At 48.3% G+C, this 19,037-nt stretch carries 18 protein-coding genes, 5 tRNA genes and 1 pseudogene; 5 read left to right on the top strand and 19 right to left on the bottom strand.

Going from position 1 to position 19,037, the window contains the following annotated elements:
* Positions 1 to 17: 17 nt before the first annotated feature.
* From DMN77_RS08200 to DMN77_RS08225, 6 genes and pseudogenes are all read right to left on the bottom strand, one after another.
* Positions 18 to 902, bottom strand: a pseudogene (locus tag DMN77_RS08200) (TadA family conjugal transfer-associated ATPase); the annotation flags it as partial.
* On the bottom strand, positions 899 to 2,041 hold the full coding sequence (locus tag DMN77_RS08205; RefSeq protein WP_179014406.1) for a P-loop NTPase family protein: 1,143 nt from the start codon (positions 2,039 to 2,041) through the stop codon (positions 899 to 901). The gene DMN77_RS08205 and the pseudogene DMN77_RS08200, both read right to left, overlap by 4 nt.
* A 170-nt stretch (positions 2,042 to 2,211) precedes the next feature.
* Complete coding sequence (locus DMN77_RS08210) at positions 2,212 to 2,634, bottom strand: thiol-disulfide oxidoreductase DCC family protein (protein WP_068779912.1); 423 nt, start codon at positions 2,632 to 2,634, stop codon at positions 2,212 to 2,214.
* A gap of 154 nt (positions 2,635 to 2,788) precedes the next feature.
* On the bottom strand, positions 2,789 to 3,067 hold the full coding sequence (locus DMN77_RS08215) for a hypothetical protein (protein ID WP_068779911.1): 279 nt from the start codon (positions 3,065 to 3,067) through the stop codon (positions 2,789 to 2,791).
* Between the two features lie 300 nt (positions 3,068 to 3,367).
* Positions 3,368 to 3,450: transfer RNA gene (locus DMN77_RS08220), tRNA-Leu, on the bottom strand.
* Between the two features lie 156 nt (positions 3,451 to 3,606).
* A complete protein-coding gene (locus tag DMN77_RS08225; RefSeq protein WP_068779910.1) occupies positions 3,607 to 3,957 on the bottom strand; it encodes a helix-turn-helix domain-containing protein in 351 nt (116 codons plus the stop codon).
* A 267-nt stretch (positions 3,958 to 4,224) separates the two neighbouring features.
* On the opposite strand from DMN77_RS08225, the gene DMN77_RS08230 reads away from it, so the two are divergent.
* Positions 4,225 to 4,842 (top strand): PAS domain-containing protein, encoded by a 618-nt coding sequence (locus DMN77_RS08230; RefSeq protein WP_068779909.1) that lies wholly within the window; start codon positions 4,225 to 4,227, stop codon positions 4,840 to 4,842.
* Between the two features lie 79 nt (positions 4,843 to 4,921).
* Here DMN77_RS08230 and DMN77_RS08235 read toward each other — a convergent pair whose 3' ends face one another.
* The 9 genes from DMN77_RS08235 to DMN77_RS08275 all read right to left on the bottom strand — a co-directional run bounded on the left by DMN77_RS08235 (position 4,922) and on the right by DMN77_RS08275 (position 12,049).
* A complete protein-coding gene (locus DMN77_RS08235) occupies positions 4,922 to 6,478 on the bottom strand; it encodes an alpha/beta hydrolase (RefSeq protein WP_179014407.1) in 1,557 nt (518 codons plus the stop codon).
* 21 nt (positions 6,479 to 6,499) lie between these two features.
* Positions 6,500 to 7,510 carry a FecCD family ABC transporter permease gene (locus tag DMN77_RS08240; RefSeq protein ID WP_372775667.1) on the bottom strand — a complete coding sequence of 337 codons (1,011 nt, stop codon included), beginning with the start codon at positions 7,508 to 7,510 and terminating at the stop codon, positions 6,500 to 6,502.
* Between the two features lies 1 nt (position 7,511).
* Positions 7,512 to 8,519 carry a FecCD family ABC transporter permease gene (locus tag DMN77_RS08245; RefSeq protein ID WP_179014409.1) on the bottom strand — a complete coding sequence of 336 codons (1,008 nt, stop codon included), beginning with the start codon at positions 8,517 to 8,519 and terminating at the stop codon, positions 7,512 to 7,514.
* 34 nt (positions 8,520 to 8,553) lie between these two features.
* On the bottom strand, positions 8,554 to 9,558 hold the full coding sequence (locus DMN77_RS08250; RefSeq protein WP_068779905.1) for an iron-hydroxamate ABC transporter substrate-binding protein: 1,005 nt from the start codon (positions 9,556 to 9,558) through the stop codon (positions 8,554 to 8,556).
* Between the two features lie 106 nt (positions 9,559 to 9,664).
* The gene (locus DMN77_RS08255; RefSeq protein WP_179014410.1) at positions 9,665 to 11,308 is read right to left on the bottom strand and encodes an AraC family transcriptional regulator; all 1,644 of its coding nucleotides are present in this window, start codon (positions 11,306 to 11,308) and stop codon (positions 9,665 to 9,667) included.
* A 202-nt stretch (positions 11,309 to 11,510) separates the two neighbouring features.
* Positions 11,511 to 11,593, bottom strand: a tRNA-Leu gene (locus DMN77_RS08260).
* Between the two features lie 9 nt (positions 11,594 to 11,602).
* A tRNA-Glu gene (locus DMN77_RS08265) sits at positions 11,603 to 11,677 on the bottom strand.
* A gap of 201 nt (positions 11,678 to 11,878) precedes the next feature.
* Positions 11,879 to 11,967: transfer RNA gene (locus DMN77_RS08270), tRNA-Ser, on the bottom strand.
* Between the two features lie 6 nt (positions 11,968 to 11,973).
* Positions 11,974 to 12,049 (bottom strand) — tRNA-Asn (locus DMN77_RS08275).
* Positions 12,050 to 12,300: 251 nt separating this feature from the next.
* Here DMN77_RS08275 and DMN77_RS08280 point away from each other — a divergent pair.
* Together DMN77_RS08280 and DMN77_RS08285 are read left to right on the top strand one after the other, a co-directional pair.
* A complete protein-coding gene (locus tag DMN77_RS08280; protein WP_068779903.1) occupies positions 12,301 to 13,569 on the top strand; it encodes an MFS transporter in 1,269 nt (422 codons plus the stop codon).
* Positions 13,570 to 13,668: 99 nt separating this feature from the next.
* Positions 13,669 to 14,229 carry an ArsR/SmtB family transcription factor gene (locus DMN77_RS08285; RefSeq protein WP_229520978.1) on the top strand — a complete coding sequence of 187 codons (561 nt, stop codon included), beginning with the start codon at positions 13,669 to 13,671 and terminating at the stop codon, positions 14,227 to 14,229.
* Here the strand turns inward: DMN77_RS08285 and DMN77_RS08290 are convergent.
* Together DMN77_RS08290 and DMN77_RS08295 are read right to left on the bottom strand one after the other, a co-directional pair.
* The gene (locus DMN77_RS08290; protein ID WP_068779901.1) at positions 14,202 to 14,417 is read right to left on the bottom strand and encodes a hypothetical protein; all 216 of its coding nucleotides are present in this window, start codon (positions 14,415 to 14,417) and stop codon (positions 14,202 to 14,204) included. The genes DMN77_RS08285 and DMN77_RS08290 overlap by 28 nt on opposite strands.
* A gap of 52 nt (positions 14,418 to 14,469) precedes the next feature.
* Positions 14,470 to 14,931 carry a SprT family protein gene (locus tag DMN77_RS08295; RefSeq protein ID WP_068779900.1) on the bottom strand — a complete coding sequence of 154 codons (462 nt, stop codon included), beginning with the start codon at positions 14,929 to 14,931 and terminating at the stop codon, positions 14,470 to 14,472.
* 144 nt (positions 14,932 to 15,075) lie between these two features.
* Between DMN77_RS08295 and DMN77_RS08300 the strand changes: the two genes are divergently transcribed.
* The gene (locus DMN77_RS08300; RefSeq protein WP_179014412.1) at positions 15,076 to 15,429 is read left to right on the top strand and encodes a hydrolase/acyltransferase; all 354 of its coding nucleotides are present in this window, start codon (positions 15,076 to 15,078) and stop codon (positions 15,427 to 15,429) included.
* A gap of 450 nt (positions 15,430 to 15,879) precedes the next feature.
* A complete protein-coding gene (cmpA, locus tag DMN77_RS08305) occupies positions 15,880 to 16,029 on the top strand; it encodes a cortex morphogenetic protein CmpA (protein ID WP_148466553.1) in 150 nt (49 codons plus the stop codon).
* Between the two features lie 59 nt (positions 16,030 to 16,088).
* On the opposite strand, the gene DMN77_RS08310 is transcribed toward cmpA, so the two are convergent.
* A complete protein-coding gene (locus tag DMN77_RS08310; RefSeq protein WP_179014413.1) occupies positions 16,089 to 18,389 on the bottom strand; it encodes a Tex family protein in 2,301 nt (766 codons plus the stop codon).
* 81 nt (positions 18,390 to 18,470) lie between these two features.
* Complete coding sequence (locus DMN77_RS08315; protein ID WP_068779897.1) at positions 18,471 to 18,842, bottom strand: DUF4190 domain-containing protein; 372 nt, start codon at positions 18,840 to 18,842, stop codon at positions 18,471 to 18,473.
* Positions 18,843 to 19,037: the final 195 nt, after the last annotated feature.

The following is a 19,037-nucleotide window of genomic DNA, read 5'->3' on the forward strand; positions in this document are numbered from 1 at the left end:
TACCATTTTATATTATATAGACTTCCATCATGGCCGGTACTCATCGCCTGCAGCATATCCAGCGCCTCCCTGCCCCGAACCTCGCCGACAACAATCCGATCCGGCCGCATTCGCAGCGAGGAACGAATCAGATCGCGGATCGAGATCTCGCCCTTGCCTTCGGTGTTCGCATTGCGAGTCTCGAGAGAGACTAGATTGGGCAAAGTCACAATCTGCAGCTCTGCCGAGTCCTCAATCGTAATGACCCGTTCATCCGCGGGTATGTATCTCGACAGGGCATTCAGGAAGGTCGTCTTGCCGGAACCTGTTCCACCGCTAATAAAAATATTGTATTTACTGCGTACCAAGGTCTGCATAAAACGGGCCGCTTCCTCGCTTAGCGATTCCTTCTCAACCAACTGCTCCATCGTAAGCGGATGCTCAGGGAATTTGCGAATCGTCATCGTCGGTCCCTTCAGAGCGATCGGAGGCAGCACGATATTAACCCGGGAACCATCCTTCAGCCTCGCATCCACGATCGGCGACGATTCATTCACAACCCGATTGACACCGGATACGATGGTCTGGATAATATCCTCCAGCCTCTCCCGGGATTCAAAATGCAGCGCAAGCTTGCGAACTTTGCCATTCTGCTCAACAAAGACCTCCTCATGACTGTTGATCATAATCTCCGATACAGAGCGATCATCGACCAGCGGCTGCAGCACATCCAGGCCGCGAAACGAATCATATAGCCTCCTTACCCACCTTCTCTTCTCCGAGGAAGTAAGGTGGGTCAACCGATGATCCTCAAGCACTCGCCGTTCGATATATTCCATCAGTTGCCCGTCCTGAAGCGTCAAGGTAACATCAAGTCCGGATCGAATCTCTGACCGAAGTTGGGGAAACATTTCCTCCGTCATCGCTGTATATTTCCTCCCCTCAATACCTCGGCATTGCCGTACAGCTTGCAGCATAGCTGCTGCACATCGCGCTGATAGAGTGGAGAATGCATCGCTGCAAATTGCCGTATCCCATTCTTCCAAGCCGGGATGTATGAGAGCATCGCTGCAAATACGATGTTGCTCCCCGGCAGGGAAGTAACCTCTTCTCCTGTATACTGATTAAAGGCAAACAGAGACTTGCTCAGAATATGACCATGGACATCCGGGCGTGATCGCTCCAAATGATCGAACCAGAGAGACGTCTTGCGCATGACATTATCATCATCAGTTACAAGCCAAACCAGCTTATCCGCCCGTTCCAGCACCGCCTCAGCTCTTTCATTCGGGTAAGTGTCGGTATCAATCACCATGGCGTCGTACAATCCGCTTGCTGCAATAAATTCGATCAGATCCATGGTCTCCTTGCGCTGCAACTCGAGCATTTCATCCAAATTATCAAGCGGTGCAAATAAATCCCCCTGAAGCAGTGGATGCCTGCAAGCATACGCCGATATAGGGAACTTCAGCTCCTGCTGTCCTTCTTCTGCCGACTTCAAATCATAAAGCAGGCGGGCCAAACCTCCCCGCTGACCTTCATGAACAAGCTGACCTTCAAAGATCAGTCTGTTATTCACGGTTTCGAGACTCAAATAAAATACTTTAGCGCCTTCCGAAGCAAGCTGCTTCGCGATATTCCAGGATACGGTGCTCTTGCCCAGACCGCCGACCATCGAATGCAAACCGATCACGACCGTGCCAGCTTCCTTAGCCGCCTGTTTCCCCTTGTCCCCTCGAACCATATTCAGGAGCGAGAACAGCAACGGATGCAAAGGCTGATATTTATCCAGACTCAAACCTGAAGCTGCTTCCCCCCTCTCACATAGAGAGACCACGATCAGTCGCCCCGGCTTCGCTCCCTGCCACGCTTCAAGAAATGTCGGCTCAGCTAGCACGATATCCACCATTTCCCCGGAGTCTTTCATATACAGCTCAAAGGCATCCTGCCGGCTGAAACCCGTTATGATGATACGCCGGTCGAATTCGCTGGAGTGGACGTACTGCATAAACGGCTCTATATACAACTCATCCTGTACAGCCAGAACCAATCTGACGGGCATCAAACCCCCACCTTCCTTCTTTCCCGGAACACAAAAAAGCACCGCCCAAATCCCGAATTATCGGTTCATTTGGACGGTGCTCCCGTTCACGAGTTCCTAATATTTACAGTCAGAATATCATAGATCATTTGCTCAGGCAAGTCCCAAAAAATATATTGAAACAACTTCCTCTACAAATCTATGAACCGTTCCTTGATAGCTTTAGTAGGCAGCATGCACGCATCAGATTGGCCGAACCAGCGATACCTGTTATTCGCAACCCATCGGTAAGCCGCATCGCGCAATCCCCGCGGAACGATGATGAATGCATATAATATTGGCCAGGGAAACTTAAGCCTTTGGGTGATTCTAAGTGCAGCGGTTGAACGAGAGTATAACTTGCCCTGCTCCAGCAGAAACATCGTATTCATCGACCCGTCCGCAGCTCCTTCATACTGTTGTAGTAACTCCCTGCCAACATCGGATTGCAGCGATGCGAACCTGAAATAGGCACCGGGGTCATATCTGATAATCCATTTTACGGCACCCTGACACAACAGACACACCCCATCAAACAATACAACTGCAGTCTGATCTATACCCCTATCTGACATCCGCAAAACCTCCCTGCTAATTCCATTATATCCGTCTTACCATACAGGTTCAAAAGTGCGGGTAAGCGGTCCGGTCTCGAACTTTATATAACAAAAAAAAGAATACGAAGGAGTCGATCCCCTCCGTACTCTTTTATTTCGCCAGGGCTTACTTTTACTCTGCCAGCAGCTTCTCGATCCATTGGTTCTCTACAAGCTGGCTGTTGAAATCTTCCTTAAAGCTCTCCATACAATTGCAAATGTAGTCTTTACGGCATACCGGACATGGCGTCTTCTGCAATCGATTGATATTAGCGAGGCGCCATTCTGGAAAACGGTGATAAAATACTCTGCACTGCGTTCCATCGGCCAATTTAACGGCAAATTCGTACAATCCTTCCTTTTCGTTGCTTCCGGCTATGGACACGTTCTGAATACTTGGTCTGTAAGACATCTTCATCACCCGTTTTATTAAAATAGAAAGCTTTTTCAAGCGGAAGTTCAAAAAATCATCTTTCAAATAAAGCTTGACTTTTGGAACTCTCACTTTTAGTACTAAGACATATTAAATAATTTTTTATTACATGTCAACTTGAATCCAGTATTAAGCCCCTGTAAATCGGCAGAATTCAAAAAAATAATAAATTCAAGCGTTTACATAAGCAAAAAACAGAATATCACATTGTATTATACTGTCCAAAAAAATAAAAAAGATCCTTACCAGAAGTAAGGATCTTTTTATCGTTGTTCGTAATGCGGTAGAGAGGACTCGAACCTCCACGGGCGTACGCCCACTACCCCCTCAAGATAGCGTGTCTGCCATTCCACCACTACCGCATATTATAACTTTTTCAGCAACTCTTTTATTATACACCGGAGTTCCAGAAAAGTAAACATAAATTTAATTAAAGGCTTATATCGCAAGCCCGTTCATCCAAAAGGATTTACAGGCCTGCATGATCTTGCACGGCGCATCAGAAAAGCTAAATACGTTTATTGATCACAGGATTGGCTTCTTCGGTAACGTGTAAAATCAATGTACTCCTTAATAAACTCCTTTTCTTTGTCAGACAGCACAAGATCGTTGCCTAGCTCATCCCATATATATGTCTCCTCATCTTCCTTGAAGTACAGTTGGTTGGGTTCCTTGCCCAATATGAGCCAATCCAGGCTAACATCGAAAAACCCAGCAACCTCAATCAGCTTATTGGTGCTCGGTGTCGATTTCCCTCTTTTCCAATCTCCCAGATTTCCCGTACTAATGCCCAGCTCCTCACAGAACGATTTCTTGGTCATTCCCCTCATTTTAATTAATAATTCAATTCGATCGTAAATGGATTGCATATACAACCGCCTTCCAAATATTCGTCTTAAGACGCATTTCCGTAATTTTGTTCTTGCGATATAACGTAAAAACGTATATACTTTTCTTTATGCAACGGCAATTATAGCATAATGGTAATTGTACCATTATTTCTATGCCTTTTACTATGGACTCCTCATGAACAGACACCAACGGATAGTTATCCCTCCAGCTATCTTAAGCAAACCAATACCCTTCTAAAGTTCAACAGAAGCAGTCCCATCTCAAATAGAGGGAGCGACTTAATTTTGCATAACTCAGGCATCCACTTTATAGAAATTATTGATTTGCTGAGACAAAATATTGCAATTATCGATCCGCGGGGCTTTATCGTATCCGTCAATCGTTCCTGGCGTCTGCATTCGCTCGAAAAAGGCGTTCCTGAATCCTTCGAATGGGTCGGGGTTAATTTCGTTCAGATTTACAACGCTCTCGCTGTCGATGACGGATACCCTCCCAATGAGCTTGACGCGGTGCTGGAGGGCCGAGAGCCCTTCTTCTGCAAGGAATTCAAGTCCTCATCCAGGCTTGAGACGAGATGCTTCACATTGGAAGCTTCGACGATTTACTCGCCTGACGGAAAAACTGTCAAAGGGGCGCTTGTCTGCCTTACGGATATTACACAGAACAAGCTGCTTGAGCAAAATCATTTAGAGACACTGGCTCAAATCTATACACTGCACGGTCTGCTCCCTATATGTGCGGTATGCAAGAAAATTCGCGATGAGCATGATATCTGGAACTCCATCGAAAGCTTCCTGGAGAAGCATACAAAAGTCGAATTCACTCACGACATCTGCCCGGAATGTATTCGTCGTCTGTACCCTGAATACTCCTCTCTGCTGGACAAATCCTCGTGTTCTTGATCTCGATAAATGAAAGGGCTGTCACTGACAGCATCAAAAAAGCGCCCCATGCAGTAGCATGAAGCGCTTTTTCTTCATTTTAACTTGTCACACGGCGCAGCATCGAGCTGAATAGGGAAGGCAACAATGATACATGGCCCTCACCAGGAACTTCGGTCATCGAGACGAACTTTGGAGCATATTCATCTGTCGTTAAGAGCTGGTACAGCTTATTAGCATCACTAACCATATTGGGCTTCTCCTGACTGCCAACACTCAAATGCAGCTCAATCTCCGCCTCATGAAGGGTCATATGCTCCCTATGATCCTCCCATAACTGAAGCAGGGTATGATTCTTCCACCAAATCGATGGACTGGCTGCAAAATAACGGCGGAATAAGCCTGGACGCGTAAATAACGTGTATAAAGTCAGGAATCCACCAAGTGAATGGCCAAATAGGGACTGCCTGGAATGATCAATCGGAAATTCCTTCTCAATTAGCGGTTTAAGCTCATATTCGATAAAATCGAGGAACCCCTCCGCCCCGCCCGTAAGCGGCCAGTCAGATCCATCAGGCCTTGCCGGCAGCTCGCGGCTATCAGCAAAGACCGTGTAATCATAGAAACGTTCCTGAGTTACGATTGGATCATTGGAGTGATAACCTATACCTACGATCACAAAGGGATCCATTCCGTGCGGCCCCCTGGTCTGCAATCTGGCCGCTTCCGCCAATGAGCCAAAGGTGGCATTGGCATCCAGCGTATATAGCACAGGATAACCTCCGGCAGGCGGTGGACCCATCGGTTCGGCGATAAAGAGGCGATAATCGCGGCCAGCGACCCCGGAATGAAAGCTCCATACCTTTGTACCCGGTATTTGCACCTTTCCCTCAAGCGTTTGCTTGGATCGAGAATCCCCCTCCGAATTACCAAAGAGCCATTTCAGGCTTTCCGGAAATTGCCTCTTCATGAACAGATCGTCATGCGTGCCTTCCGGCTCCACCTCCAGCTTCAGCTGAGTTGCGCCCATTCCTTTATCATGCCACAGCCGATAGGCCTCCTTGGTATGCTCAACCATATGACGCTGTCGTGTCTCTTTATAGATCCCTTCCTTATCTCCAACCGACATATACACGCGCTGATGCGCTTCAAAGCCTTTATGCTCCCGGATGAAATCGAGCACGCCTTCATACCAGAAGGACGCCGATAGCAGACCGAGCCGTCCAAAAATGTCCGGCCGCCAGCAGCCTGCGAAGAGCGATATCAGTCCGCCTAGCGAGCCGCCGATGATCGCCGTCTCCTCCGCCTGCCTTTTTGTGCGGTAATGACTATCGATATAGGGCTTGATTACATCTGCAACCTCATTTACATAATCCTGCCCCCGGCCGGCAAATGGCGAGAAGCGTTCTACCAGCGCGGCCGCAGGCCACGGCGTATATTCGTCATTGCGCGAATGCGGCTCTATGCCGATCAGAATCACCTCAGCCAACTGGCCGGATAAATACAGGTGGTCCAAATAGTTCAGGCAACCGCTGAATAACTCGCCTCCATCCTGGACATACACCGCCGGATAGCAGTGCGCTGTTGTCGCATAGGACGGCGGCAGATGGAGGACCAGCTTCCAGTCTCCAACATTAAGCTGCTGATATCGTTCCATACTCTCCTCCTATGTCTTTCCCTATCCCCTGGTTCGAAGCAATAAATAAACAAAATACGGCACGCCGATGATAGACACGACAATCCCAACCGAGAGCTCTGCCGGAGCAAATACAGTCTTGCCGATAAAATCACCGATCAGCACCATAATCATGCCCACCAACCCGCTGACCGGGATGATACGCGTATGTCGCAGGCCTACAAGCTGCCGGGCCAGGTGGGGCGCAATCAAGCCGATAAATGCGATGCTGCCCGATACAGCAACACTTGCACTGACCAGTCCGATGCTGCAGAGCAGAAAGATATTTTTCTCCCGCTCAACGTGCAGTCCCACGCTCTTCTGACTGTCCTCGCTAAGCTGAAACAGGTCAAGCTTATAAGACCGAAGACAGATTATCGGCAAAATTAGCAGCCAGGGCAGCATGGTGACGACGAACTTCCAATTGGCATTATGAAGGCTCCCGGCCAGCCATACGACGGCCATCTCGTAATCATTCGGATTCATTTTCAGGGATATATACATCGTGAGTGCCCCGAAACCGGACGCAACGGCGATACCGACCAGAATCAGCCGTTGCGGATCGAGTCGGCCCTTCTCCTTAGCGAACATATATATCGCCGCGGTAGCCAGCAAGCCGCCTGCAATGCCAAACATCGGCATCAGCATAACTCCAAGCCAGCCTGTCACCGTAATAACTCCCTGGAACAGAAACATAAACAATACGACAGCCAAGCCGGCTCCGGCATTAATCCCTAATATCCCCGGATCGGCAAGTCCGTTTCTGGTCACCCCTTGAATGATCGATCCAGCAGTGCCCAAAGCAAACCCCACGAGCGCTCCCAATACAATTCGCGGCAGCCTGAACTCGAACACCACAAGGTTATGTTCTGGTTGAGCGTTTAACCCTAGCAGGGTCTTGATCACATCCAGCACCGACATGTCAAATGTGCCGTTAGTTAAGCTGAGATAAGCAGCCGCAATCGCAATTAGAATACCGACAGTTAATACTGTCCAGAATCTTCGCTGCGTTATATTACTCACGGTGAGCACCTCCCTTGGTCTTGATCAGATACAGGAAGAATGGCACACCAATCAAAGAAGTGACTACTCCCACCGGAGTTTCAAACGGATAGTTAATGAAACGGGCTACAATATCACAAGCTGCCAGGAAAACACCGCCAAGCACTCCGGAAACCGGAATAATCCAGCGATAATCAACGCCCGAGAGGTAACGCGCAATATGAGGAATAATCAAGCCCACGAAGGCGATTTTTCCGGCCAGAGCAACGGAGACGCCGGTTAACAGCACCGTCGCAAGAATAGCCAAGGCCTTGATGACCCAAGTGCGGATACCCAAGCCCTGGGCGACCTCTTCCCCCAGAGAGAGGGCCGAGATATACCTGGAGATTAGCAGCGCCAAGGTCAAACCTACCAATGCGAACGGGATGCTAAGTCGGATTAGCTCCGGGTCCAATTGATGCAATCTGGCATTATACCAGAAGCTGATATTTTGCGAGACCTGGAAGTAAGTCGACATCGCATGAGCCGTTCCGCTAAGAAAAGTCCCGATTATCGAACCGAGAATGGCCAGTTTGACCGGGCTAAGTCCGTTAGGAATAAGCCAGGCTAACCCAAAAACGATAGCTGTTCCCAAGGCGGAGCCAATCAGCGAGCTGGTGATATATAAGTTGGGGCTGGCATTCGGTAAAAATACCATGCACAACGTAACCGCAAATACGGAGCCATCCGACACCCCCATGATCGAGGGCGATGCGAGGTAATTCCGGGTCATACCCTGCATAAGAGCTCCTGAGACTGCGAGGAATGTTCCAATCAGGATCGATCCGACGACACGTGGAAGACGGGAGCTTATAATGATCTGATGATCGACATTGTCCGGATCAAAAGCAACTATCGCGTTCCATACCTCCGCTGCCGTAATGCTCTTGGCCCCATATAAAATTGAAGCAAGGATCAATAATACAATGGCTGCCGGGGCCATTCCAAGAATGACCACCGGCAGCGTTCGTTTTAACCGCATCGTCAACACGCCTTATATTGAGCTGTAGTATTTTTTACTTGTTAAGATTGGCAACCGCTGCTTTCAGGAACTCGATCTTGCTATAAGCCGTTCCCCCTTGGGCAAGCGGATCGACGATGTTCACGAACACCTTATCGTTTTTGAATGCATTCAGGCTTTTCATAATCGGATCCTGTTGGAACTCATCCAGTGCTTTTGGCGTGTCCATATTCTCATCCGGCGAGAATTGGATAAACAGATAATCCGGATTCATCTCTGCAAGCTTCTCCTTCGAGATCAGCTCCTGAGCCTTAGCGGCTTGTACTTCTGCAGGAACGGCCAGACCGAGATCCTCATATAATACCGGGTTAAAGAACACCCCTGCCGGGTAAATGTATACCTCTCCGCCGCGAATCCGTACCGCCAGGACCTTCTTATCCTTCAGATTCTCTCCGATTTGCGACTTGGCCGCATCCAGATCCGCCTTGTATTTGGCGATTTCCTGCTCTGCCTGCTCCTCTTTGCCGCTAAGCTCTCCGAGCAGTCTCAGATTGGCCTCCCAATTTGTGGATATATGAGAATACGGGATGGTTGGAGCAATTTTCTCCAGCTTCTCATTGACCTCCGGCTTGAACTTGGTCGAAGTCAGGATGACATCCGGCTTAAGAGATAGAATTGTCTCAAAGTTCGGCTCCATTTTCTCACCGACAGACTTCGCTTCTGAAGTAATTGACTCGAACAATGGAGGGAACTTGCCTGAGAAGGAAATGGCACCGATCGGCTTCACATCAAGCACGATTGAATCCTCCATCGCTTCAACGGCGCCGGTAATTACGATGCGTTCAACTTTGGCCGGAAGTGTATACTCCTGGTCCAGATATTTAATAACTCTTGTATCCGATGATGCCGGTTGCTCTGCTGTTTCCGCAGGCTGCTCCGCGGCGGTTTGGTTAGAATTTTGCGCTGCTGGAGATTCCGAGGAAGAATTCCCCTTGCCGCAGGCCGACAGGACTACGGTTAACGCCAGAATTACCCCTAATAACATATTGAATCTTTTCATATTCTCTCTAACTTCTCCCTTCGACGACTCTCGCCTTAATTGATAATGATTATCATTATTGATAGTAAAGGAGGAGCGTCGAATGTGCCATGGACAAATTCCCGAATTAGCATGGACTTTTTCCCGTTAACAGGTCTGTTGCCGCTTCTGCCATTTGCTCCATCGCAGCCGGGGAATGTTCCCGCCACGGATAGGAATTAATCAGATGCATCGTCCCTTCTCTCACCGCCTGTATAGACATCCATGCCGGCGATGACGATAACTCCTTCCAATAGGCCAGTGTCTCCGAATCCTGTCGGACCAGGACAAAAATATGCTTTGCCTTGATCATCGCCAATTGCTCCACAATCAACGATGTATAGGGGTTTGCCTCTTGGAGATTAGGAGGTATTTCGCAGCCTAGCAGCTTGTAGAGTACTGCATGCACAGCTTGACTGTTATCCAATACCAGCTGATTTTGGTAGATACGCACGACAACCGCTGCCGGAGGCTGCATATACTGAATGATCCGAAGCCGCAGCCGAATGATATTTCGTTCAAAGGATTGCAGCCATTGCTCTGCCTCCGCCTTCCTGTCCAACAACGCCGCCAATGTCATTAGCTCTCCCTTCCAATCCCCTGATTCCAATGCCAGCTCATGGACTGGAGCAATCTGCGCTAATCTGCGCTTCTCCCATGGCTCCAGCTCTTGGACACATATGATCCGCTCCGGCTTGGCCGCCGCAAGCTTCTCAAGATTGGCCTCTTTATTATGATTTTGCCGATAGGCATCCAGATGCACAGGGATATCCGGGCCAAGGGAATGATACTGCTCGGATGACCATTTAGGATGCAATGGAGCCGCATAGGGGATGATCTGCAGCGGAGTCAGATATCCAAGCAGCGAGGTAGATCCGTATAAGGCGATCCTGTTGCTCCGCTCCTTCATGTATGCCGAAGGGGACAAGCCCATCTCTTTTTTAAACTTCCGGCTAAAATAGAATTCATCCTTGTATCCCACCAACGGGGCGATCTCCTTCAACAATGCACCTGAACCTAACATAAGCTGCTTCGCCTTTGCCATCCTTACCTGTGTTACATAATCCATGACGCTGTGTCTGTACGTCTTCTTAAACAGGTCTGCAAAATACTTCGGACTGAATTCTGCAACCTCAGCCAGTCGTTGTATCGTCAACTCCTCGTCATAATGCTCCTCGATATATGCTTTGGCTCGTTCAAGCGCCTGGGCTTTATCGATTCCGGCCACATTCCCGCTCTCGGCCACCAATTCGTACAGCAGCTCCTGGAAATCAAGCTGGGCCCGCCACTGCTTCTGCGGCTGACTATGATGAAAATTCCGGTACACTTTACGGCTTGACGCCTTCAGATTCTCCGCTGAACTTACAACGATATGGTCCTCCCAAAGCGTACAGGCGCCCAAATCTGTAACCTCTTTTATAGCTTCCTTGCATGAAGTATCCGCCTGATAGAGACTAAAATGGAACACAGCTGCTGTCACAAGACCGCACACGCCACTCTTTGCTCCAAAGGTTCTTCCACAAGGACATAGCTGAACGCTGCCCTCGCTAAGATGAACAGTTCGTCCCTCCAATTCAAGATCGAGCTCGCCCTTGATGACTATAATCAACGCATTTTGCATAGCCAGCTGCTGCTCCAGATTCAACCCGTTCTGGTTATAAAAATCCGCATGCCACAGCCTGACCATCATAGCTTGAAGATCGGTTTGTATATGGTTTGCATGGATCATCATTCATGTACCGCCTTTATTAATTGAGAATGGTTATCATTATCATATAGGTATCATACCATAAACCGCTCTGTCTGCGATAAGGACTTTCCATATGACTCTTTTATTCCCATAAAATAAAAAATAACCTCACTCCTTTTAAGGAATCAGGTTGTTCATAGGCAACGAAAAAAGCACCCGCCTTAGCGAGTGCTTCCTGTCTGTATGCGGTAGAGAGGACTCGAACCTCCACGGGCATACGCCCACTACCCCCTCAAGATAGCGTGTCTGCCATTCCACCACTACCGCATATGAACATGGTGACCCGTAGGGGATTCGAACCCCTGTTACCTCCGTGAAAGGGAGGTGTCTTAACCCCTTGACCAACGGGCCTTATTAATTAGGTTCCAAAAGCAGCGACAAGAAAGATTATAGCAAGAACTATTAAACATAGCAAGATGTTTTTTGATATATTTCTGCGCCTTCACTACAGAAATAAAAAAACTCCCGGCACCGTTATGCAGCGCGGAAGCTTCACTCTGACGAGCCCTTCTCATAAGGATTCTCATCTCTTGCAAATGAAGTTATTCAGAACGGAGAGAGAGGGATTCGAACCCTCGCACCGCTTACGCAGTCTAACCCCTTAGCAGAGGGTCCCCTTATAGCCACTTGGGTATCTCTCCAAGAAATGGCTCCCCGAACAGGACTCGAACCTGTGACAACTCGATTAACAGTCGAGTGCTCTACCGACTGAGCTATCAGGGAACATTGAACAACTATCAGAATAAATCCAATTTTATTACGCTTTCATCAGAAAGTCAAGATAGCGTGGCAGACTTTTGCCAGATTGCAAAGTAAGCTATCAGCGGACAAGCTAAGCCAATAAAAATTTAAAATTCTTCTCATTCCCCCCTTGCCAAATTCCAAATGGTGGGTATAATAAAAACAACGTCAAAATAAATTTAATGTTAAATTAAATTGAACAAGTTAAATATTTTATTGAGAGGAAGATGTTTATGCCTGAAGCTATTTTGGTGAAGGAAAAGAAACTCTCCGGGCTGTTTGCTCATAAAGAATTTACGCTTTATCTTCTGGCCAGGGTGATCTCTCACTTTGGCGATTCCATCGACTCGATCGCTTACAGCTGGATGGTCTATATGCTCACAGGATCAAAAATCATGATGGGAACTCTGTTCGCTCTTAATTTCGTACCGGGCATTCTGTTCAATTTCTTCACTGGTGCTCTAGTGGATCGCTGGTCGAAGCGTAAAGTAATTGTCATTACCTATTCTTGTCGCGGCCTGCTTGTCATTTTTACAGCACTGCTGTATTGGCAAGGCTGGCTACTGCCCTGGCATCTGTACGTATTGACCTTTACGATCTCCACCATCGAATGCTTCTCGCATCCTGCAGAAATGGCGATCGTCCCTTCCCTGCTTCCAAAACACAGACTATTAAGCGCCAACTCTATCTCTACCTCCGCCACAAGAACTGCCGAATTAGCCGGCCTTGCCATTACTGGAGGTATGATTGCCTTCCTGGGCATTTCCGGAGCAATCCTGCTGGATGGAATCACCTTCTTCGCAGCTGCTGCGTTGATAGCCTTTATCCGGGTCAACCCTGTCAGTGAAGAAACCGGAGAAGATCCGTCTCACACTTCAACTGCGAAAACCTCTTTTATTCAGGAAATCAAGTTTGGACTTAAGTTCCTCTTTTCCAATCGTATGATCGTCACCATTGTCATCTGCGCGGCTTATGTTAACCTTTGTCTTGCTCCCTATAATGTATTGACTCCGGTCTATGTAGCAGAAATTCTCAAATCCGGCCCCCAAGGGCTCAGCATACTCGGAATTGGCATGATTGGCGGAATGATTGTAAGCGCGCTGTGGATTAGCCGCAGGGGCCTACGGTTCAAGAAAAGCCAGCTTATTATTTTGGGTTATTTGATGCTTGGTCTAAGCTATTCTCTGTTGTATCTGCCTACCTTCTTTCAGGTTCATTCACTTTACTTTGCCGTCCTTATCACTTTTTGCATGGGGATATCGGTTACACTCATCAGCACGCCGGCTACTACTTATTTTATGGAGACTGTACCGAAGGAGCTGCTGGGCAGAGTAGGAGCTATTTATAGCATGATCTGTACGGCGGCCATACCGATTGGCAGCGCTCTGGCCGGAGTTTTAGGAGAATGGATGGAAGTCAATCTGTTATTTCTTATCTTCGGCTTACTGATGATCGTTCCGTTCTTCTATTTAATAAGCCGGCGCAGCTTTCGTGAAATCTGACAGCGGCTACCCGGCCGCTTCTATCTTGTACTTTCCCTTGCATGCGTTATACTAAAATGAAGCAGTTATATGAACTTATTAGATTCCAGGGGGACCACCGTGAAAAAGGAACTCAAAACTTTAGAAGAAATCCGTATATACTCCGATCCCTATCGCATTCAGATTCTGAATGAATTTATAAGCTTCAACAGACCGGCAACGGTCAAAGAAGTGGCTGACGCACTTCATGAAGTGCCTGCCAAGGTGTATTATCATGCCAAAAAGCTGGAGAGCATCGGGATGCTTGAATTGGTGGATACCAAGCTGGTGAACGGAATCACAGCCAAATATTATGAGCCTTATAAAGGCAAGGTCATCATTAGCAAAAGCGATGTTGATGAGACGATCAAGCAGGTATTCCAATCGGAGGCCGAGAAGTTGGTCTCGAACTTCTATGATGAGAACAAGAAGCGTTTCCTGCAGAATTACAGCGGGAGCAGATCAAAGGGAAATTTAATTAATAATAGCAGTATGTATTTAACAGAGCAGGAAGCCGAGCAGCTGTTCTCGATGATTAATGAATTTTGTGAGCAGCATGGCCACCCTTCCCCGGAAGAGGGACGCATGAGGTACGAGTTGTTCTTTACTCTATTTCACAATCCGGATATTAAATCCAAATAAAAACAACCATCGTCTCCATTGTAGGAATGATGGTTGTTATGCTTATTCCTATTCAATTGCTCCAGCTTGCTCCTCGTCCGTCTTGTTCTCATATCCGCGAAAGCAAACTGGCTTCGTCCATCCTCCGGGTTGCGCTTGCCTTCTCTGACGCATTTTTGCCGAAATTTCTTCGCCTTGGATACTGCCATACATATCACTCCTCATCTGTTGATAGCTCTAGTATAACATAAAACCGCATCTCTATATGGCATGCAGCTTCAATACGCCTGAACACCGGCCACAGCGGTACCGCGCAGGGTCTACCTTGCGTTTGCGCTTATACTCCATTCCACAGCGGACACATACTAACTTATAGCGATAGGGCAAAGTTCGGCGTTGGGCAGCCCCCGGGAGCGACTGGCAATAACGGCTTCCATCTACCTTTTGCAGCAGTGCCTTGAATTCAGGGTCCCGGTGCTGGTACCCTTTGCCCGATAAATGAAGATGATAGTGGCACAATTCATGCTTAATAATCTTCTCCACCTCATCCAGGCCGTAGGTCTGAAGCTGCGCGGGGTTAATCTCAATGTTATGGCTTTTCAGAAAATATCTTCCCCCGGTCGTCCTTAAGCGCCCGTTAAATGAAGCTTGATGGCGAAAAGGCACGCCGAAGCTGCGCAGTGAGATTTCCTCGACCCATTCCTGTAGCTGTTTGTCGTCCATCGTTGCGGCTTCTCCTCTTTGCTATAGTAACTGGTTCTACTTTATCATAACACGCCGGTCGTCGTGCTGATTTTACTTGAATTTTAACTTCCTCTTAGGCTACACTGTCAAGTAGTAATGACAGAATAAAGGAGATTATTCGTGATGCCTTCCATGAGATACGTCATTTTACAGCAAAATAGCGATCTGAGATTTGTAGAAATGCCTGAAGAATATGCCTATCAACTGAGCGCGCTTAACCTGCGACTGAACAAGGAAATCGCCAAGTTAACTGCTGCCAATGTACCGAGCCTGCCGCTGGCTGTTGCCGAGTGCGACCGTCTTGACCTGCTGCATCCGTCCTTGCAAATTGCCAGCGGGATCGATTATATCAATGAGCTGGAGTCCGCCTTCGCTTCCATCCAGGAGGAGAATTACCCGCTCATCTCCCTGCTGACCGAGATTCGCGCATTGCAGGCCCAGCTTGAGCAATGGTATGAAGAAGAGGAACTTATTTAACCTTTATACCAGTGATTAGAGGGCGCCGGTTTTCAGCTCCGAGAAGGTTGGATGAAGCTAGGGACTGAGGAGCGCAGCGTACGTTCTGAGTACGTGAGTACCGGAAGGCCCGGCTGAATTCAAGATTCGATGTCGAATCATCTTTCAGTATAACTTCGAGATCAGAATTGGGCTTTTTGACTTCCTCATTTTAATAGATGTTCAAAAAGGCCGGTTTTCAGCTCCGAGAAGGTTGGATGAAGCTAGGGACTGAGGAGCGCAGCGTACGTTCTGGGTACGTGAGTACCGGAAGGCCCGGCTGAATTCAAGATTCGATGTCGAATCATCTTTCAGTATAACTTCGAGATCAAAATTGGCCTTTTTGACTTCCTCTATTGTGGCGGACCTGCACTTTTTCTGGCATTCCCCCATATGCTAAACGTACTAAGCATGCCGGAGGAGGAGATATCATTGCCAACTTGGCTAAGTAATCAAATTATGCGAGCCTTTAATAAGCGGGATCGCCGTCAGATACGATTACTCAATGATTGCTGGTTCTTCTACTATAACCGTCAATGGACCAATGGGACCCCAAATCAACTGCCCCGTTCCAAATCATAGCCTAATTAACCGTCTATAAGACGAAAGCCCGCCATCATCCGGCGGGCTTCTTTCATAGTCTATTGCAAACCGTTTGCAGAATCGTTAGGCTTGCGCATTGTCAAACCAACTCTTCCCTTCTTCAGATCAACATTCAGTACCCAGACCGTCACATTATCCCCTACCGAGACGACATCCATCGGATGCTTCACGAAGCGATCGCTAAGCTGGGAAATATGGACAAGACCATCATTCTTGATCCCGATATCAACAAAGGCGCCAAAGTCGATCACGTTGCGAACGGTCCCTTGCAGCTCCATTCCCGGCGTCAGATCCTCGATCTTAAGCACATCGGTGCGGAAAATCGGGAGTGGCAGCTCTTCGCGCGGATCACGACCTGGACGCTGCAAACTATCGATAATATCGCGCAGTGTCGGCACGCCAACTTCCAATTGCGCGGCAACTGCCTCTGGCTGTAGAGTGGCCAGCTTGCTGTTTAATTCTTTCGACCCAAGCTGTTCCATCCCTACACCCAGCTCGGCAAATAACCGCTCCACCACTTCATAAGATTCGGGATGGATTGGCGTACGATCCAACTCGAAGCTGCCATCGTTAATACGCAGGAAGCCGATGCACTGCTCATAGGTTTTGGCCCCCAGCCGCGGCACCTTCTGGAGTTGCTTGCGGCTCTTGAACTTGCCATTCTCATCCCTGTATTTCACGATATTCTTGGCAATTGTTGCATTGACGCCAGATACATAAGACAGCAAGGAAGATGAAGCCGTATTAACATCCACACCAACATGGTTAACTGCGGATTCCACAACATTCTTCAGACTCTCATCGAGATGCTTCTGAGATACGTCATGCTGATACTGCCCAACGCCAATCGCTTTGGGTTCGATCTTAACCAATTCCGCAAGCGGATCCTGCAGACGCCGCGCAATCGAAGCTGCGCTGCGCTCCGCAACGTCCAGATTAGGGAACTCCTCCTGAGCAAGCTTGGAAGCAGAGTACACACTGGCACCCGCTTCGTTGACGATCAAATAAGCCAGATCCTTATCCTTGTCCTTCCTGCCCGCAATTACATCAGCTACAAATTGCTCCGTCTCCCTCGATGCGGTACCGTTGCCAATAACGATCAGCGATATCCCGTATCTGTCGATCAACTGGTTAAATATTTCCTCTGCTTCCCGCTTTTTGTTGTTCGGCGGCGTCGGGTAAGTAACAGCGACCTCCAACAGCTTGCCGGTCTCGTCAACGACGGCGAGCTTGCAGCCCGTGCGGTAGGCAGGGTCGACACCAAGCACACGCTGGCCGCGCACCGGAGGCTGAAGGAGCAGGTTGCGCAAATTGCCAGCAAAGATCGCAATTGCCTGCCCCTCTGCCTTCTCCGTTAATTCAGCGCGTACCTCCCGCTCAATTGAAGGGGCAATCAGCCGCTTGTAAGCATCCTCAATAATGGAATGCAGTACAGCCTCCACCACTGAGCTGCCCTTGATACAGCGTCCGGCAATATGGCGATGAATCGCTTCTATCTCCACTTCTAGCGTCACCCTCAGCACATTCTCACGCTCGCCGCGGTTCATAGCCAGGATGCGGTGGGAAGGCATTTTCTTCGCTGCTTCCCGGTAATTATAGTACATCTCATACACCGATTCTTCTTCCGGTGTCTTCGCCTCCGATACCATAAATCCGTGATCCATTGTATAGCGTCGTACCCAGGCCCGGGTTGACGCTTCATCAGAAATCTCCTCGGCAATGATATCCATTGCCCCCTGGACAGCTTCCTCTGCAGTCTCAACAGCCTTCTCCCCATCGATATACTGAGCCGCCTCCTGAAGCAGGTTCCCTTGTTTCGGCTGAGCCAGTATCCACTTAGCCAGCGGTTCTAGCCCCTTCTCCTTAGCGACACTTGCCCGCGTCTTGCGCTTTTGCTTATACGGACGATACAAATCCTCAACTTCCTGCAGCTTCACTGCCTGTCCAATCGCCGCAGCCAGTTCATCGGTCAGCTTGCCCTGCTCTTCGATAATCCGCAATACCTCACGCTTGCGTTCACCCAGGTTGCGCAAATACTGCATCCGGTCGGCGATATCCCGCAGCTGATTCTCATCAAGCTCTCCGGTCATCTCCTTCCGATAACGGGCAATGAACGGAATCGTGTTGCCCTCATCCAATAATGATCCTGTCGTCCTCACTTGCTTCAGGGACAGATTCAGCTCCTTGGCAATTTGGCGGACAATCTGCTCCTGCTCCTCAGCCCCTGAATGATCCTGATTTACCGTTGTAGTTATTGTCGTATCCGATTGTGACAAGTGCGATCCCTCTTTCGTCTCAAAAATACAATTGTCTCTATTATCACAAACTTTCCGGCTCATTTCCAGCGTGTTAAGCTTTCATCCCCAGCTGCCGGATAAAATAATAAAGCATCGGGCTGCCCCGATGCTCTATCGCCTTATTTAGAAGTTGGAGTAAATTGAGTTCTCCCACCCTGCACCTGCATAAATAAAGATGCCGATCACAACAAGGAAAATGATGAAACCATAAATAATTGTTCCGATAATTCCGCAAACAAGTCCGGCAATGGCCAAGCCTTTTCCTTGCTCATATTTCCGCTTGAGTTCCTTCAAAGATAAGCTGGCGAAAATAATGGCCATAATCCCCAGAAGAAACCCGACATAAGGAATCAAGATTGATAAAATTCCTAATATCAAGGCTGCAATCGATTTGCCGTTAGTCTTCTGTACAACCGGTGGTCCCGGCGGATAGGGCGGCGGATAGTTATTCATTGTTGAGTATTGATACTGCTGATCTGACCGATTTTGATCCATTCAAAAAGGTCCTCCCCATAAATATATAGCTTCATTATAACAGATATCCCCAGTAGAGGAGTGAAAAACTTTACTGGCCTTCAGCCGACTCCACCTCGTATCTACCCTCAAAACAGAGAAATATTGCACTTCCTTCTTTCAGCAAACATTCAGCTTCTATTCAGATTACATTCAGCCTAGCTTCACCCTCCTTTC

It is taken from the genome of Paenibacillus sp. 79R4 (assembly GCF_013393165.1).
Classification (GTDB): Bacteria; Bacillota; Bacilli; order Paenibacillales; family Paenibacillaceae; genus Fontibacillus.